This window comes from Euzebyales bacterium, from assembly GCA_035461305.1.
Classification (GTDB): Bacteria; Actinomycetota; Nitriliruptoria; order Euzebyales; family JAHELV01; genus JAHELV01.
Genome location: DATHVN010000060.1, coordinates 1 through 16,364 on the forward strand (window position 1 = coordinate 1; position 16,364 = coordinate 16,364).

At 70.2% G+C, this 16,364-nt stretch carries 16 protein-coding genes and 1 tRNA gene; 13 read left to right on the forward strand and 4 right to left on the reverse strand.

Going from position 1 to position 16,364, the window contains the following annotated elements:
* Position 1: 1 nt before the first annotated feature.
* The 3 genes from VK923_05810 (at position 2) to VK923_05820 (ending at position 3,074) form a co-directional block, all read left to right on the forward strand.
* A tRNA-Pro gene (locus VK923_05810) sits at positions 2-77 on the forward strand.
* A gap of 562 nt (positions 78-639) precedes the next feature.
* The gene (locus VK923_05815; protein ID HSJ44181.1) at positions 640-1,248 is read left to right on the forward strand and encodes a GNAT family N-acetyltransferase; all 609 of its coding nucleotides are present in this window, start codon (positions 640-642) and stop codon (positions 1,246-1,248) included.
* A 1,388-nt stretch (positions 1,249-2,636) separates the two neighbouring features.
* On the forward strand, positions 2,637-3,074 hold the full coding sequence (locus VK923_05820; GenBank protein ID HSJ44182.1) for a transposase family protein: 438 nt from the start codon (positions 2,637-2,639) through the stop codon (positions 3,072-3,074).
* 237 nt (positions 3,075-3,311) lie between these two features.
* On the opposite strand, the gene VK923_05825 is transcribed toward VK923_05820, so the two are convergent.
* Positions 3,312-3,908: a hypothetical protein gene (locus tag VK923_05825; protein ID HSJ44183.1), complete on the reverse strand. Its 597-nt coding sequence runs from the start codon at positions 3,906-3,908 to the stop codon at positions 3,312-3,314.
* A 32-nt stretch (positions 3,909-3,940) separates the two neighbouring features.
* On the opposite strand from VK923_05825, the gene VK923_05830 reads away from it, so the two are divergent.
* From VK923_05830 to VK923_05865, 8 genes are all read left to right on the forward strand, one after another.
* Positions 3,941-4,228 (forward strand): hypothetical protein, encoded by a 288-nt coding sequence (locus VK923_05830; protein ID HSJ44184.1) that lies wholly within the window; start codon positions 3,941-3,943, stop codon positions 4,226-4,228.
* Between the two features lie 33 nt (positions 4,229-4,261).
* Positions 4,262-5,641, forward strand: a complete 1,380-nt coding sequence (locus VK923_05835; GenBank protein HSJ44185.1) for an adenylate/guanylate cyclase domain-containing protein — start codon at positions 4,262-4,264, stop codon at positions 5,639-5,641.
* 258 nt (positions 5,642-5,899) lie between these two features.
* A complete protein-coding gene (locus VK923_05840) occupies positions 5,900-6,298 on the forward strand; it encodes a DUF2267 domain-containing protein (protein HSJ44186.1) in 399 nt (132 codons plus the stop codon).
* 609 nt (positions 6,299-6,907) lie between these two features.
* On the forward strand, positions 6,908-7,192 hold the full coding sequence (locus tag VK923_05845; GenBank protein ID HSJ44187.1) for a hypothetical protein: 285 nt from the start codon (positions 6,908-6,910) through the stop codon (positions 7,190-7,192).
* Between the two features lie 401 nt (positions 7,193-7,593).
* Positions 7,594-9,000 carry an NAD(P)/FAD-dependent oxidoreductase gene (locus tag VK923_05850; protein ID HSJ44188.1) on the forward strand — a complete coding sequence of 469 codons (1,407 nt, stop codon included), beginning with the start codon at positions 7,594-7,596 and terminating at the stop codon, positions 8,998-9,000.
* A 35-nt stretch (positions 9,001-9,035) separates the two neighbouring features.
* Entirely contained in the window at positions 9,036-10,283 is a 1,248-nt protein-coding gene (locus VK923_05855; protein HSJ44189.1) for a DUF2652 domain-containing protein, read from the forward strand.
* Positions 10,284-10,325: 42 nt separating this feature from the next.
* Positions 10,326-10,457 (forward strand): hypothetical protein, encoded by a 132-nt coding sequence (locus VK923_05860; GenBank protein HSJ44190.1) that lies wholly within the window; start codon positions 10,326-10,328, stop codon positions 10,455-10,457.
* 280 nt (positions 10,458-10,737) lie between these two features.
* The gene (locus VK923_05865) at positions 10,738-11,088 is read left to right on the forward strand and encodes a DsrE family protein (protein HSJ44191.1); all 351 of its coding nucleotides are present in this window, start codon (positions 10,738-10,740) and stop codon (positions 11,086-11,088) included.
* Between the two features lie 4 nt (positions 11,089-11,092).
* On the opposite strand, the gene VK923_05870 is transcribed toward VK923_05865, so the two are convergent.
* Positions 11,093-11,761, reverse strand: coding sequence for a metalloregulator ArsR/SmtB family transcription factor (locus tag VK923_05870; GenBank protein HSJ44192.1), 669 nt, complete (start codon positions 11,759-11,761; stop codon positions 11,093-11,095).
* 117 nt (positions 11,762-11,878) lie between these two features.
* Here VK923_05870 and VK923_05875 point away from each other — a divergent pair, with 117 nt between their 5' ends.
* Together VK923_05875 and VK923_05880 are read left to right on the forward strand one after the other, a co-directional pair.
* Positions 11,879-13,243, forward strand: a complete 1,365-nt coding sequence (locus VK923_05875; GenBank protein HSJ44193.1) for a rhodanese-like domain-containing protein — start codon at positions 11,879-11,881, stop codon at positions 13,241-13,243.
* Positions 13,240-14,514 carry an MFS transporter gene (locus VK923_05880; GenBank protein ID HSJ44194.1) on the forward strand — a complete coding sequence of 425 codons (1,275 nt, stop codon included), beginning with the start codon at positions 13,240-13,242 and terminating at the stop codon, positions 14,512-14,514. Before VK923_05875 ends, VK923_05880 begins: the two co-directional genes overlap by 4 nt.
* Positions 14,515-14,864: 350 nt before the next feature.
* Here the strand turns inward: VK923_05880 and VK923_05885 are convergent, their stop codons facing one another.
* Positions 14,865-15,161 (reverse strand): hypothetical protein, encoded by a 297-nt coding sequence (locus tag VK923_05885; protein HSJ44195.1) that lies wholly within the window; start codon positions 15,159-15,161, stop codon positions 14,865-14,867.
* Between the two features lie 319 nt (positions 15,162-15,480).
* Positions 15,481-16,364 (reverse strand): dual specificity protein phosphatase family protein (locus VK923_05890; GenBank protein HSJ44196.1); only part of this gene is annotated, 884 nt, incomplete at its 5' end.

The window sequence follows — 16,364 nt, forward strand, 5'->3', positions numbered from 1 at the left end:
ACGGGATGTGGCCCAGTTTGGTCTAGGGCGCCGGTCTGGGGGACCGGAGATCCCCGGTTCAAATCCGGGCATCCCGACGCATCACCGCAGGTGAGAGCGTCGCGGTCGACGACCACCGAAGCTGCTGCTACCGGATTGCTAACGGGCCGCATCACACGTCACCGTCCACGACCGCTGCTACCCGCGCGGCCGCTTCGTCCTGCAGGTTCGCGGTGACATGCGAATAGACGTCGCCGGTGATCGCGATCGAGCTGTGTCCGAGCCGCTCGGCGACGATCTTGACGTCACGCCCGCCTCAAGCATGTACGTCGCGTGACAAGGACGGGATCTTGGCGGCGCCGGCTTCAGAAAGGCGCACACCATGCGGTTGAGGTAGTGAAAGGTGAGCGCGGTGAGCGGCGGGCCGGTGACGAACTCCCGGTCCATCTGGATCCAGGCGTCGCGCAGCCATTGAGGCTGCGTCGGGCGCGTGGGGACTGAGATGCCATCGAACGAACGCTCAACGAGCGGCCGGGTCAACCTGTTCAGCGCCATCTGCACATCCTCCCCGTTCGCACCCGCAGCGGCCACAGCTCTAGCCGAGATGGCGACGCGCGAGCGGAAAGCCGCTACGGGACGGCTGATCGCCGCGGTGCGGCCATGTCCGCCTCACGGCCCTTGCCGGCGCTCATCCTGCACTTCTTTGGGCGGCCGGTCCAGCGTCCCTCGCGTTGCCGGCGGGTGGACCGAATTCGGCTCGATGTGCTGCTCAAGAGGCTGGATGTGCGGCCCCTCGCACTGGATGATCTCGACAACTTAGCGTCGATGCTCGGCGATGCGGATGGTCTGGTCCACTGGGGGCCGCCGCGCAACCGGGAGAAATCGCGTTCGTGGATCGAGCGGAACATCCGGCGCTACGAGGAAGACCGGTTCGGGAGGTGCGCCGTCATCCTTCGTGACACCGGTGAGTTCGTCGGCGACTGCGGACTCATCCGCACTCGCGTGGAGAGACAGTCGGAGGTCGAACTGGGCTGGATCGTCCGCCGCGCCCATCGGGGAAAGGGGATCGCGACGGAGGCCGCCGCCTCGTGGCGGGACTATGCGTTCGACACCCTGGGGCTGGAGCGGATCGTGTCGATGGTGAGCGAGAACAACGTCGCGTCTCGCCGCGTCGCGGAGAAGCTAGGAATGACGGTCGAGCGCGAAGCCACGTGGGGCGACCTCCCTCACTTGATGTACTTCCTACAACGCGACCACCGCAGTCGATGAGTCAGTCTGCGAAGACGCCTTCAGTGGGTTCCGAAGTCGCAAACGGCGTCGAGGTGCACGAAGCAGCTGTTTGGCGACACGCGGGGTGAGGACGACAGCGGTGTAGAACGACAGCGGTGTTGACGATGGCGGGGCGGCTGTGAGGTTGCCCCGTTCGCCGTTGCGGGGCAGGGTGGGCCTGTCCTGAGAAGAGCGAAGCCCTCCCGGCCAAGTCTTGGCGGACAACCGGGAGGGCTTCTTGCTGCGATAGGTGCAGCCGTGACGACGGTAAGCCCGGATCCGGTCCGCGTCGAGTCCCGGCTGGCGTCGGATGCTGCGGTGCCCGACGTGCCGGGACGCGAGGTTGGCGCCGTGGGGGTGGGCGCGCGAGCGTGCGGTGGGCCGGCGACGGCGAGCGCGGGTGCGTCCTCGTCGTGGCCGGTGCCGCTCGTGCGGTGCCACGCACGTGCTGTTGCCGGCGACGATGCTCGGCCGGCGCGGGGACTGGGCTGCCACGAGCGGCCGGGCGCTGGAGCTTCGGGCCGCGGGGTTGGGACTGCGGCCGATCGCGACGGCGGTCGGCGCTTGTCTGTCGACGGTGCGCGGGTGGCTGTCGAGGTTCGTCGTGGTGGCCGAGACGGTGCGTGCGCATCTGACCCGTTGGGCGGTGTGGCTCGACTGTGGGCTGGTCCGTTTCGAACCCTCCGGCAGCCGGGTGGGGGATGCGACGGCGGCGGTCGCTGCGGCCGGCGGGGGCGGCGGCCGACCGGTTCGGGGTCGGCTGCCGGTGGCAGTTCGCGTCGGCGGTGACCGGCGGGCGGCTGCTGTGCAACACGACCTCGCCCTTCCCGAGCCCGTGGAAGGGTTGAACGCTGCTCGTCGTCCACACAACGACGAGGAGAGCTGTGCGACGGAAGATCGACGACGGCGCGACATCGCGCTGTTTCGCTACGGGCTGATCCGTGCCGCCGCCGATGCGGACCTGTCACCGGCCATTCTCCTGAGCGCGGCCGACTGGTGCGTGACCTCGCGGGGCGGGAGCACCCGCGGGCCTGACGGGCAGTGGGTGCGGGTGGGCCGGTCGACGCTGGATCGCTGGATCCGCGCCTATCGGGCCGGTGGGTTCGACGCGCTGATCCCGAAGCTGCGCAGCACCGCGGTGGTCAGCGATGTGGAGCTGCTCGACCTGGCGGTGCGGCTCAAGCGCGAGAACCCACGTCGGACCGCGACACATATCGCCGAGCTGATGGTGACCCATCTCGTCGACCGGGCCGAGGTCCGGCAGGTCCCGTCGGTGCGCACGGTCCAGCGGCCACTTCGCCCGGCTTGGCCTCAACGTCGGGCCCGACGGGCGACCTGCGGAGGCGTTCGGCCGGTTCGAGGCCGCCACGTCACCGACCTGTGGGTCGGTGACGTGGCCCACGGCCCGAGGATCGCCGGGCAGCAAGGCGCTGCTGTCCGCGTTCCTCGACGACCACTCCCGGCTGGTCGTGGGGCACCGGTGGGGTCGGTCCGAAGACGTGCTGCGGCTCGAAGCCGCGCTGCGGCGCGGGCTGGCGTCCCGCGGAGTGCCCAAGCGGATCTACGTCGATAACGGCAGCCCGTTCATCTCCCACCAACTCCAGCGTGCCTGTGCCGTGCTCGGGATCCGACTGGTCCACTCCAGGCCCGGCCGGCCGGCTCGGGATGCCGACCGTATCCGGCATGATGACGTCCATCGGCGGGTGACGAGCGAAGTGGCGAGGAGATCCACCGTGTCGCCGTCGGCCTGGGCGACCAGGTCAGCGATCAGACGCTCGACGATCTCGACGATGCGTGGCCGGAACGCCATGCTCGCTGCGCTGTGAACGCCGGCGCTACGAGCCTGCGCTGCCGCGCGTGCTCGGCACCGTCCATCTCCTGCATGGTCCGCAGGTAGGGAGGCAGTCCTCGGGCACATCAGGTCGCTGATAGCTGTCGGCGTGCAGCCGGAACCGCGGGTCGGCCAGCATCCGGCGCCCGGCTCGTGGCGCGTGACCGCCCAGATGCCGCGTCGCCACGGTCGACGCCATCGCGGCGCGCGCCGACCTCACGCGAGGGGCGGTCTACTCGAACTTCCCGGGCAAGCGCGCGCTGTACTTCGCGGTGCTCGCCGGGCGGCCGAGGAGCCGCCCGATCGACGACCGCAGCCCGGGTACACCGTCGTTGCCGCACTCGGCGCTCGCGCGGGCGCGGATGACCCGACTCGCGCTCACGACCGATGGTCCCGTGGCGGACGCGCGCGCGCCGGAGATGTTCATGCCCGGGGAGCAGTCCGACGAGCGGACATGGCTGCCCTTCGCCATCTCTTGGCACTCGACGCGCTGCTGCTCGGTCTCGCGCTGGAGCACGTGCGCGAGCAGTTCGCTGCAGCGCCGGCACGTCTTGTGCGCATGGCGCAAACGCTGTCGACGACGTTGCACGGGGCGAGCCAGCTCGCGGCCGCCGGCCCCCGGCGTCGTCGATCCGTTCGACGTCGTCGCCGCCTGCTGGACGCTCGGCGATCTCGAGCTCGACGACGCGTGGGACCCTCCGCACGTCGAGTACGTGCCCAAGGCGTCGCCCACCGACGAGCGCTGGGACCCACCCGCCAGCGAGGATGCGGTGCGTCGGCGGCCGCGCAGCTGGTCTCCGACGGGGTGCTCGCGGTGCTCGGGCTGCATCGTCTGCGCGCGGTCGGGAGGCGGTGCGCGCTGTGCCGTCCGACGCGATGGTGACCGTGGCGATCGTGACCGGCGAGCCGGCAGAGCTGATGCATCTGGCTCGGCTCGTGGTCGCGGACCTCTGCGGCTGCCTGCGTGAAGCGGTCCCAGTCGCCTGGCCGCGTCTGCAGGTCGTGTTCGACGAGTCCGCCGCGCTCGCACTGGGCGCAGGTGTGCGCGCGGTCAGCGACACAGACGTCGCTGTCCGCGTTCAAGGGCGACGCATCGTCGCCCGTGCGGAGGGGCGGGGTGCCTGTCACGCCGCGGCGACGGCTCACTGATCAGTAGGCGGTGCGCGGAGTAGGGTTCGATGGATGTCTGAGACACCCGGCTCGCCGATCACCAGGTATGTGCGCACCGAAAGCGGCCACGTGGCATACCAGGTGTTCGGTGATGGGCCACTGGTCGTCCTGTTCATCACCAACTGGATGACGAACCTCGACGTCATGTGGGATGCGCCGGGGCTACCTGCGTACCTTGGGCGGCTGGGGTCATTCGCGCGGGTGGTGTGCTTCGACAAGCGGGGCACCGGGGTGTCCGACCCGGTTCCGCTCGACGATCCCCCCACCCTCGAACGTTGGATGGACGACGCGGTCGCGGCGCTCGACGCCGCCGGTGCCGACGAGGTCGCCGTGATCGGGGACACCGAGGGCGGCCCCATGGCGATGCTGTTCGCGGCAACCTTTCCGCAACGGGTACGGGCGCTCGTGCTGATCAACTCGTTCGCGCGGTGGCAACGCGCCGACGACTATCCGATCGGCATGCCAGCGGCGACGACCGAGAAACTGATCGACCGTTGGCGCCACAACTGGGGCTACACCGCGGAGATCCTCGGCCTGACGGCCCCGTCGCTGGCTGACGACGAGCAGGCGCGCCACTGGCTCCTCCGCTATCAACGGCTGGCGATGCCTCCCGGCGCAGCGGAGGTGATGTACCGGTGGGTGCTGTCGGTGGATGTCCGCGAGGTGCTGCCGAGCATCACCGCTCCGACACTGGTACTGCACCGACGTGACGCACGGCACCACCGCATCGCCTTCGGACGTTACCTCGCCGAGCACATCCCCAGGGCGCGGCTGATCGAGCTGGACGGTGGGGACACGTTCCCGTTCCACGCCGGCGACATCGAGCCGCTGCTGTCGGCCGTCGAGGTGTTCCTGACCGGTGCGCAGCACACGCCCTCACCCGGCCGGCGCCTGGCGACGGTGATGATCACCGACATCGTCGGATCGACTGCGATCGCCTCGCGCATCGGTGACGCCCGCTGGCGTGAACTGCTCGGCGATCACGACGCAGTGATCCGAGGGGCCATCGCGCGGTTCCGTGGCTACGAGCTCGTCCACACCGGGGATGGCATCGTAGCCAGCTTCGATGGGCCGACGCGCGCGGTGACCTGCGCACGACACGTCCAGGACGCGCTGGCCGACCTGGGCCTGAAGACCCGCATCGGGCTGCACACCGGAGAGATCGAGGTCGGACCTGACGGCACGACGGGACTGGCGATCCACCTCGCCTCTCGCGTGATGTCGGTGGCCGCGTCGGGCGGCATCGTCGTGTCTCGAACCGTCAAGGACCTGACGTTGGGCTCCGGCATCGCCTTCGAAGACAACGGTGAGCACCGGCTGCCAGGTGTCACAGACGCCTGGAGGCTGTACAAGGTCGACCACGGCTCGAGAGGCGACACGCAGCCAGGTTGAACGAACCGTCACCCGCTCGTCGTTCGCGGAACCCGAGTTTCTGTCCGGCGGAGCCGGTCGACCAATCGTTGGCGGAACCAGGCCCCCGCCAAGTTCTGGCGGTCTCCACTGGGCACCGACCACCCGAGAGCGCGGTGGGCCCGCCTCGGCCCTCCTCACGACGCTGACCGGACAGGACCCCCACTGGCACGGACGTAGCACGAGCACAGGAGACGAGACATGGCGCAGGCACCTGTCAGCACCACTCTGGAGCGATCGGTGCAGACAGCGAATTCGTGGATCCACGACATCGCACAACGGTTGGACGTGGACCCCGACAAGGCGACGACGGTCCTCGGGCGCTGCCTGGGAGTGATCCGCGACAGTCTGACCGTCGACGAGGCAGCGGACCTTGCGGCCCAGGTGCCCATCGTGATCCGTGGTCTCTACCACCAGGAATGGAAGCCCAGTCGGACGCCGGTCCAGCGGAGCCGTACCGACGACGCGCTGCAGGAGTTGGCACAGCAACGCCCGTTCTCGGCCGAGGTCGACCCGGAGACGGCGATGGCGGCGGTCGGCGCCGTCCTCGGGTCCCGCGTGACGCGGGGCCAGATCGCCGATGTCAACAGTCAGGCCCCCAGCTGGGTCGCCCGGTTCGTCCAACCGGCAAGTCGCTGAGACCCGGAACCGCCGGAAGCCCGAGATGCGGGACGGTTCAGGCCGGCTCATCCATGGCGCGCCGCCTCACGTTGTGGCCGGCGTCGTCCATCCAGCGCGATCCGCCAGCTCGGTCGTCGCATGTGGTGCTCGCCGCCCACCGGGGGAATGACGAGCCGACCGCTCAGGAGAGACTGACATGACGCTGGCATCGCACCGTCTCCCGCACCGCCGCGCGCATCCCGCCCGAGACATTCGGCATCGCCGTCGACGTGCTGCGTCCACTCGTCGCCCGTGGATCGCCCGCAGGCCGCGGGTGGCGGACGTGGCCGAGCGGTTCGATGCAATCGGCGGGCGGTCCCCGGATGCAGCGTGTGCGTGACCGTCACCGGCCTGGACCCGTGGTGGTCCGGCTGCCGGGCCGTACGGTCGCGCTGATCGTGGATCCTGACCACGTGCGTCGGGTGCCTGGACCAGTCACCGGAGAAGTTCTCGACGGCCAACCGCGAGAAGTGGGCCGCGCTGGCGAGCTTCCAGCCGCACGGCGTGCTGATCTCCGACCCCGACCAGCGCGCGCAGCGCCGACCCTTCAACGAGCGGGTGCTCGACACCGACTAGCGCGTGCACGGCATGGCAGACCCCATCGTCGTCAAGGTCGGTCAGGAGGCGGAGCGGCTTACGGAGCACATCCGGCGTGTCGGCGAGCTGACCTGGGACAGCTTCATCATCGTGTGGTGGCGGGCCGTCCGTCGCGGGATCCTGGGCGACGCTGCGCGCGACGACCACGCGCTGACCGACCTGCTCACGCGACTCCGGCGCGACGCGAACTGGTCGTATTTCACGCCGACACGACGGCGCCTGCGGGAACGGTTCGACGCGCGGCTGCGTGCCCATCGACCGTGCCGAAGCCGGTAGCCTGGCCGCACTCGTCGCGACAGTTGACGGTCACCGCGTCAGCGTGGCCCACCAGCATACCCCAGTGGCTGTTCGCGTCCGACCCGGCCGGCATCGCGTCGCTCCGCACGATGGAGATGGAGCCGTCGCGTTCCAGCACCGCGAACGTGACGTCATAGAGAGGCCGCCCGAGCGGGTTTGCTGCGCCGGTACCTCATCACTGCCTCCCGAGCCTGAGAGCACACCCATGGGGGTCTACGGGTGCGGCTGGTGGCTCGCCCCTCGTCTGCGGCCCGTGACTGCGCGCGTGACGTGACGCTCATTTTCTGGGATCGCTGGTCGGGTTGTGGAGTATGATCACGCGTGGGGGTGGCTCCGGCCGCTGGCCGGCCGGAGGGTCGGTCGGGTCTGGAGGTGGCGGGGTGGAGCACGAGGCGGATGTTGTGCTGGTCGGCGTGGGGACCGGCGGTGAGGATCTGGCGCTGCGGCTGTTGGGTGCGGGGCTTGACGTGGTCGGGGTCGAGCCGAACCTGATCGGTGGGGAGTGCGCCTACTGGGCGTGCCTGCCGTCGAAGCTGATGATCCGCGCCGCGAATCTGCTGCAGGAGGCGCGGCGCGTCAATGGCGCGGCCGGACGGGCCGAGGTCACCCCGGACTGGAAGCTGCTGGCCACGCGGGTGCGTCAGGAGGTGACCGGCGGCTGGGACGACTCGACGGCCGTCGCCCGCTTCGAGGGCAGGGGTGGTCGGCTCGTGCGGGGGTTGGGGCGGCTGACCGGCCCGCGCACGGTGGCGGTGGGCGATGACAGGTTCAGCGCCCGCCGGGGTGTGGTCATCGCGACCGGCTCGCAGCCGGCGATCCCGCCCATCCCGGGGTTGGGTGACGTCGATTACTGGACCACCCATGATGTGATCCAGGCCGAGACGCTGCCGGCCTCGGTGATCGTGCTCGGCGGCGGGACGGTGGGCTGCGAGCTGGGGCAGGTGCTGGCCCGGTTCGGCGCCGAGGTCACCATCGTCGAGCAGCGCGATCGGCTGCTGCCGTCCGAGGAGCCCGAGGCGTCCGATGTCGTCGCGGGGGCGCTGTCGGGCGAGGGCATCGCCGTGCACACGGGATCGCCGGTCGAGAAGGTCTCGTCGGAGGACGGGCAGCTCGCGGTGACCACCGGCGACGGGACGGTGCTGCGTGCCGAGCGGCTGCTGGTCGCCACCGGCAGGACGATCGACGTCTCCGAGCTCGGTCTCGACACGGTGGGTGTGGATGCGTCGGTTGGTCGGGTCCCGGTCGATGGGCGGTGCCGGGTCGCCGACGGGGTCTGGGCGTTGGGCGACGTGACCGGTACGGCCATGTTCACCCACGTCGCGCTGCACCAGGCCGGCATCGTCGCCGATGACATCCTCGGACTCGAGCCCGCCGCCGCCGACGATCGGCCGCCGCCGCGGGGCACGTTCACCGACCCCGAGGTCGGCGCGGTGGGCCTGACCGAGGCGGCGGCCCGCGAGCAGGGCATCGCGGTCGATGTTGTGGTCAAGCAGGTGCCCGCGACCTTCCGGGGGTGGCTGCATGGACCTGGCAACGCCGGTGTCTTCAAGTTGGTCGCCGACCGTGATGAGGGCGCGCTGGTCGGCGCGACGGCGGTGGGACCCGCCGCGGGTGAGACGCTGAGCATGCTCGCGGTCGCGGTCCACGCACGGGTGCCGCTCGACAGCCTCCGCGGCATGATCTATGCCTTCCCGACCTTCCACGGCGGCATTGGCGAGGCCATCGGCGCCTACGCCCGCGGGCTGGTCACCGTGCTCGACCCCGACTTTCGCCCGCTGACCGACTGATCCCTTGCAGCGTCCACCTGTGTAAGGACCGAGCGATGAAGACGGCGACGGACGGCACGACGCAGCCGGTGCTGCTGATGCTGGCGGACATCAGCGGCTACACGCAGTTCATGCTGCAGCACGACGCAGCGCTGCGCCACAGTCAGACCATCATCGGCGAACTGCTGGAAAGCCTGATCAGACAGATCGATGTGCCCCTGCGGATCTCGGCGATCGAGGGCGACGCGCTGTTCCTGTACGCGATCAAGAGCGGCGATGAGGAGATCTGGCGTCGGCGCGGCGCCAGCCTCGTGGAGCGGCTGCGCGGGCTGTTCCACACGTTCGCGCAACGGCTCGTGGAGATCGGCGCCTACTCGGTGTGCAACTGCAACGCCTGCCGCATCGTCGGAGACCTCAAGCTGAAGATCGTCGCCCACTCCGGCGAGGCGATGTTCACCCAGATCGGCCAACACCCGACACTGTCCGGTCCGGATGTAATCACGCTGCACCGGCTGGCCAAGAACTCCGTGCGTGAGCGGCAGTACTTCCTGATGACCGAGGCCGCGTACCGCGACCTCGGCGAACCCGGCGGCGATGGTGTCATCGAGGGCAAAGAGGTGCTCGACACCGGGACGTTCACCACGTACACGGTCGTGCCCGAGGTGACAGTGCGTGACGACCCGGCGTTCATCCGGTCGCGGTTCTCCGACGACAACGCGGCGGTGCAGATCCTGCGCGACGAAGTGTCCCGCGAGTACACCGATGTCGCTCGGGACCCCGATCGCGGCTACCACTTCAACACCGGCCGCGCGGCGCTGGCGACCAACGGCTATGACGACGCGTGGCTTGACGGTCTGCCTGACAACGTCATCGCCTCGTTCGCGGGCACCGGCAACCCGTTCGCGATGGGCATGCCCGCCGAGGGCGAGTATGTCGTGGACATCGGGTCGGGCGCGGGCCTGGACGGGCTGATTGCGGCGCGGGCGGTGGGGCCCGCCGGGCATGTGATCGGTGTCGAGATGACCGAGGCGATGCTGGACAAGGCCCGCGTCGGAGCGGCCGAGGCGGGCTTGGACACCGTCGAGTTCCGCGAGGGGTTCTCGGAATCGCTGCCGGTCCCGGACGGATGGGCCGATCTGGCGATCTCCAACGGGTCGGTGAACCTGTCGCCGGACAAGTCTCTTGTCTTCGGTGAGATCCTCCGGGTGCTGCGGCCGGGCGGGCGGCTGCAGATCGCCGACATCACCGTCGAGACGCCCGTGCCGGAGGGCGCCAAACGTGACATCGATCTGTGGACCGGGTGAATCGCGGGAGCTCTGCTGGAGGCGGAGCTCGAGGCCACGGTCGTGGCCGCCGGATTCGAAGACTTCGAGATCACCTGGAACGCGAACATCTTCGAAAGGGCCGCGAGGCCGCGCAGGGAGGTCGCCGAGTTCGGCACACGCGGTGTCAACTTCCGCGCCCGCAAGCCCGCCTGAGGCCCCATCGGCATCGGACTGGCAGGCGCCGGTGCGCGTCAGCCGCGACCGGACAGGGGCGAAGCGGGCGTGGTTCCCGCATACGGACGACCACGATGGCGCCGGACGCGGCGGTGAGCCCGGCGACGGCCAGCAGCGGCAGGACCGGTACGCAGCGCCCCGAGGTCGCGGTGCAGCGCTCCGGGGACGTACCGGCGGCCCACTCGGAGGTCTGGCGCACGTCGAGCAGCCGGCGGTCTGACGCATCCCCCACATCCATGCGAGTGCTCAGGAGGCTAACGTGAGCGTGTTGATGATCATCAACGGTGCGGCGTACGGGTCGGAGCTGCCGTTCAATGGGCTGCGGCTGGCCGCGGCCCTGGTCAAGCGCGAAGGCGTCGATCTGCGGGTGTTCTTGATGGGCGATGCGGTCGTTTCCGCGCTGGAAGGGCAGCAGCTTCCTGATGGTTACTACCACTTGGATCGGATGGTGCAGTCGATCACGCGTCGCGGAGCTGAGGTTGGCTGCTGCGGGACGTGCATGGACGCGCGCGCCGTCGCAGATGAGCAGCTTGTCAAGGGGGCAGTTCGCTCCACGATGGAGCAGCTGGCGGACTGGACGCTCGAGGCCGATAAGGTCGTGACGTTCTGACCGGTCACCGCTGGATGGGGCCGCCGGCGTGGCGCCACTCGGGCAATCCGTCCTCGAGCCGTAGCGCTCGGCGGCCGCGTTGGCGCAGTCGGCGGACGGCGTCATCGGCGTAGACGCAGTACGGGCCGCGGCAGTAGGCGACGATGTCGCGGTCTGCGGGTAGCTCGTCGAGCTGATCCAGCCGGTCGGGTGGGATCGAGATGGCACCGGGCAGGTGGCCCGCGGCGTACTCGGGTTCGGGGCGGATATCGACGAGGATGACCTCGTCGCGGCGCAGTCGTTCGAGCAGTTCGTCGCGGTTGATGACGTCGACCTCGCTGCGGTCCCCGAGGTAGGCGCGGGCGAGCGTGTCGAGGCCGTCGACCTGTTCGGCGGCGACCCGGCGCATCGCCCACCACAGCTCGAGCACGTCGTCGGAGGCGAGCCGATAGTGGACGTGGGTGCCGACGCGGCGGCTGGTCACGAGTCCGGCGCGGGCGAGGGTGCGTAGGTGGTGGGAGGTGTTGGCGACCGACTGGTCGATCGCAGCGGCGACCTGCTCGACGGTTCGCTCGCCCTGGGCGAGCAGTTCGACGATCTCGACCCGCCGGCCGGACGCGAGCGCGCCGGCGATCGTCGCGAACGCGTCGAACAGTGCGTCCTTGGCCTTGCGTCGGTGTTCCGTCACGGGCATGGCTCACCCTCTCCTCATCCTCAGGCTATCAGCTTGTTCAAGTGAATCTTTGACAAGCGGACCAGATCAGGGCACACTGATATTCAAGTGATCACTTGAACACGCGGAGGGTTTGCTGTGGAGGTCTTGTCGCTGGTGGACGAGGGGCTGGGCAACAGCGCCTACGTGGTGGATCTGGGTGACGGTGGTGCGCTGGTCGTCGACCCCGAGCGGGACCCTCGTCCGTACCTGCGTGAGCTCGACCGCCGTGGGCTCGCGCCGAGGTTCGTCGCGGAGACCCACCTGCACGCCGACTTCATCTCCGGCGGTCGGGAGCTTGCCGTGGGCGGTGCGCAACTGCTGGCACCGGCCGGCAGCGATCTGGCCTTCGGGCACCGGCCGCTGGTCGATGGGGACGAGCTCGACCTGGGCGGGTTGACGTTGCGGGTCATCGCCACACCCGGACACACCCCGGAGCATCTGGCCTATCTGCTGTTGGACGACTCGCGGCCGGTGGCGTTGTTCTCCGGTGGGACGCTCATGGCCGGTGGAGTTGCGCGCACCGACCTACTGACACCTCAACAGACCGAGCCGTTGGCCCGGGCCGCGTACCGGTCGATCCACCAGCGGCTGCTGACTCTTCCGGACGACCTGGCGGTCTACCCGACGCATGGTGGCGGGTCGTTCTGCGCCGCCACCCCCGGCGGCGAACGCACCACTACGATCGGCCACGAGCGGACCTCGAACCCTCTGCTGATCGGCGATCCCGACGAGGACACGTTCGTGGCCCGCCTGCTCGGCGGGTTCGGCTCGTACCCGCCGTACTTCCTCGAGCTGCGCGACGTCAACCGCGCCTGCCCGATGGTGCACGGCCCCACTCCGCCGACGTTGCCGCAGATGACCGTGGAGCAGGTCGACGCGGCCGTCGCAGCCGGCGCCGAGCTGGTCGACGTCCGCGACATCGAGGCGTTCGCCGCCGGGCACGTCCCCCGTGCGCTGTCGAACCCGTGGCGGGCGCAGTTCGCGACCTGGCTCGGATGGCTCGTCCCCCGCAGCCGACCGGTCGTGTTCATCGCCGACGAGACCGTCGATCGCCACGACCTGATGTGGGCGGCGCTTACGATCGGGTTCGACGACCTTGTCGGTGAACTCGCCGGCGGCATCGACGCCTGGTGGTCAGCCGGCCGCCAGCTGGCCCGCACCCCGCTGATCGACGCCGAAGCAGCGGACGGCCGACGAGTGGTCGACGTCCGCCAGCGCTCAGACTTCACCGTCGGCCACGTACCGGGCGCGGTCCACGTCGAGCTGGGCGGCTTGGGCGAGGCGGCCGGTGAGGTGCGCGAGGCGGCTGGTGAGATGCCCGACGGGCCGGTGCTCGTGCACTGCAGTCACGGTGAGCGGGCCATGTCGGCCGCGAGCCTGCTAGAACGTGCCGGCCACCGCGACGTCGCGGTGCTGGCCGGCGGACCCGGTGACCTCGGCCGGCTGGAGACCCAGGCGTGAGCCGCACCGAGGAGCGCGCGCCGCTCCGGCTGGGGCTGCGGGAGAACCTGCCGCAGTTCGTGCTGCTCGTGGCCGTCAACGCGCTGGTCGGCGGGATGGTCGGTCAGGAACGCACGGTCCTGCCGCTGCTCGCCGAGCAGGAGTTCGGCCTGTCCCGCTACTCCGCGATGCTGACGTTCATCGCCGCGTTCGGCCTCACCAAGGCGGTCGTGAACTACTTCGCGGGCACGCTCGCCGACCGGTTCGGACGCCGACCCGTGCTGCTGGCCGGCTGGCTGTTCGCGATCCCGGTGCCGCTCCTATTGATCTGGGCGCCCACCTGGGGGTGGGTGGTGTTCGCCAACGTGCTGCTCGGTGTCAACCAGGGCCTGGCCTGGTCGGTCACCGTGATCATGAAGATCGACCTCGTCGGGCCGCGCCGTCGCGGGACCGCGATGGGGTTCAACGAGGCCGCCGGCTACGGTGCGGTGGCCATGACCGCGTGGGCGACCGGTGCGATGGCCGAGGCCGCCGGGCTGCGGCCCGCGCCGTTCCTGCTCGGCCTGGCGCTAGGAGCGCTGGGCATCGGCCTGTCCGCGGCGTTCGTGCGCGAGACCACCGGCCACGTCGAGCACGAGACCACCAGCCGCGACTGCGGCCCAGCAGGCCACCAAGCGGACCTGTCGGCCCGGCAGGTGTTCGCGTTGGCCACCTGGCGGGACCGGTCACTGTCGGCGGCCAGCCAGGCCGGCCTGGTCAACAACCTCAACGAGGGCATGGCCTGGGGTCTGTTCCCTGTCTTCTTCGCCTCCGGAAGCGCCGACCTTGGCACTGTGGGCCTGCTGACGGCGATCGCCCCGGCCGTATGGGGCGTCGGCCAGCTCGGCACCGGCGCGCTGTCGGACCGCATCGGCCGCAAGTGGCTCATCGCCGGCGGACAGCTGACCGAAGCCGCCGGGCTGCTCGTCATCGCCGTCGGCGACACGTTCGCCGCGTGGGCGGCCGGCAGCGCGCTGTTCGGCGCCGGCACCGCCATGGCCTACCCGACCCTGATCGCCGCCGTCGGCGACGTCGCCCACCCCACCTGGCGCGGCGCCGCCGTCGGGGTGTACCGGCTGTGGCGCGACGTCGGCTTCGGCGTCGGCGCCGTCCTCGCCGGTGCGCTCGCCGACCTGTACTCGATCGCTACCGCCATCGTCGTCATCGCCGCCATCACCGCCGCCAGCGGCCTCGACGTCGCCGTGCGCATGCGCGAGACCCATCAACGGCATTCGTCGACGGACCCGACATGAGCGACGCCGACATCCGGTAGGCATGCGCCCACGACGCAGGCTCGATCGTGCTGCCGCGTCACGCGATGCGACCGCGGTGCCGACCTCATCCCGACGGAGGCCTACGGCACACGGCTGCGCCGTCGAGCCTGCCCGTCAATGCGCCCCTCGTTTGAGATCGGGATTCGCGTCGCCGGGCCGGCATCCCCCTCTGTGCCGCGGCCTCGACCACGGGTGGCCGCGATGATCCAGACGGCTGCGCCGAGGTGGACCCCCACCCGCGCGCACGCTCGGGTGCAGCGCACTCCTATTCGATCCGAACCGGCGCGCGAAAGCGAGCATCACGACGGTCCGGACGCTAGAGCAGGCGCTCATTGGGATGCTTGACAGGCGAACCGGGTGCCGGCCAGCCGCCAGGCGACACCGCCGCCGACGAGCGTGCCACGCGCCGGCGTGGCGGCCTGCCCGTGCCCATCACCGAGGCTCGCCGTTGCTTCCCCCGCCGCGGTGTGTCGGACATGGGCGAAGTGATGTTGCACCTTCGGATAGCGGCGACGCGGCGGTGTGTTGCGATGATCGAGCGCCGATGGTTGCTGCAAGATCGCGAGTTCCGAGGCGGTGCAGACACTGCGGCGAGGCCATACCGTCGATTCGTCGGCCTGAAGCAACGTACTGCTCGCCGTTGTGGACGATGCGGGCGGCCAAGAGCGTCGATCCGCCGGGCGTTCGCCAGTGCCCGATGTGCGGTGCCGCGATCGACGCGGCACGGCACGCGAACCGGCGGTGCTGCTCGCTGACGTGTCGCGACCTCATGGCCCGACAGCGCCTGATCGAACGCGGCCACCGGTGAACACGAACCACATGGCCATCGCCGAGCACTCTTGACCCTGCTCATCATCACGGCATCCGGGCTGTCCTACGGTCGCGCGACACGCTGCAGCTCCGCCCCTTCGAGGGTCTGCGGTCAGGTGAGTGGATAGCGTCCCCTCAATGTCCTGCGGCGGCCAGGCGGCGCCGTTCGCGGCGGGCGGCCCAGCGGCTGGATGGAAGCTGCCGCCAACGGGCGAGCAGGTAGGCAGCCAGGCCGGCGCCGAAGGCGGCCCACCACACCGGCGACCCGACCTGGAGCGGCCACTCGGGGTCGACGGCGTGCACGACGGCGATGCCGGTGAGACAGACCATCGCTTCGTGGCGGAGACGAGCCCGGTGAAAGACCACCGGCAGCGCCAGGACGGTCAAGCCCACGAGATCGCCGACGACGCCGCGCGCGAGATACGGACGGGCGTAGCGCACGTAGAGTCCGCCCGAGATCATAGCGGCGATCGCGCTCGACGCCAGCTCGCGGTCGTCAAGGCCGAAGCGTCGGGTGAAGGGCTGCCACCCGATGACCTTTCGAGGCAGCGGAATGCGGCGCGCGACGCGGGTGTCCGCTTCGAAACCCGGCTGCTCATGCCGCAGCCACTCCACGAACCACGGGTTGTTGAGCGCGTCGGCGCGGCGGCGGTGGCGGACGAGCATGACGGCCTCGTGCGGGTCCATGCCGCGCTCGATGAGCGTACGAGCGATGACCAGGCCCGAGCGGTTGAGGCCGGCGGCGCATCGCACGAGCACGGTCTCGCCCTCGTCCATCCAGGCGGAGACGCGCCGTGCCCACTCACGGGCCTGCTCGGGCTCGTCGAGCTGCGCATCGGGGATGCGCCACGACAGCGCCGTGCTCCCTGAGGGAACGGCCGCGTGCTCGTGCCGCTCCGCGCACAGCGTGACGACCCGGTCGAACCGGCCCTCGGCCAGCGCGGCTCGGCTCCCGCTCATCCACAGTCCGGGCACGATCTCGGAAGGGGCGTCGACAGGCACGCTCCCCAGCGTGCCAG

What these genes read in the sequence shown, in the direction of transcription:
- VK923_05815 (HSJ44181.1), top strand. Translation starts at nt 640, where the DNA reads ATGTCCGCCTCACGGCCCTTGCCGGCGCTCATCCTGCACTTCTTTGGG.
- VK923_05835 (HSJ44185.1), top strand. Translation starts at nt 4,262, where the DNA reads ATGTCTGAGACACCCGGCTCGCCGATCACCAGGTATGTGCGCACCGAA.
- VK923_05870 (HSJ44192.1), bottom strand. Translation starts at nt 11,761, where the DNA reads ATGCCCGTGACGGAACACCGACGCAAGGCCAAGGACGCACTGTTCGAC.
- VK923_05825 (HSJ44183.1), bottom strand. Translation starts at nt 3,908, where the DNA reads ATGCAGCCCGAGCACCGCGAGCACCCCGTCGGAGACCAGCTGCGCGGC.
- VK923_05855 (HSJ44189.1), top strand. Translation starts at nt 9,036, where the DNA reads ATGAAGACGGCGACGGACGGCACGACGCAGCCGGTGCTGCTGATGCTG.
- VK923_05845 (HSJ44187.1), top strand. Translation starts at nt 6,908, where the DNA reads ATGGCAGACCCCATCGTCGTCAAGGTCGGTCAGGAGGCGGAGCGGCTT.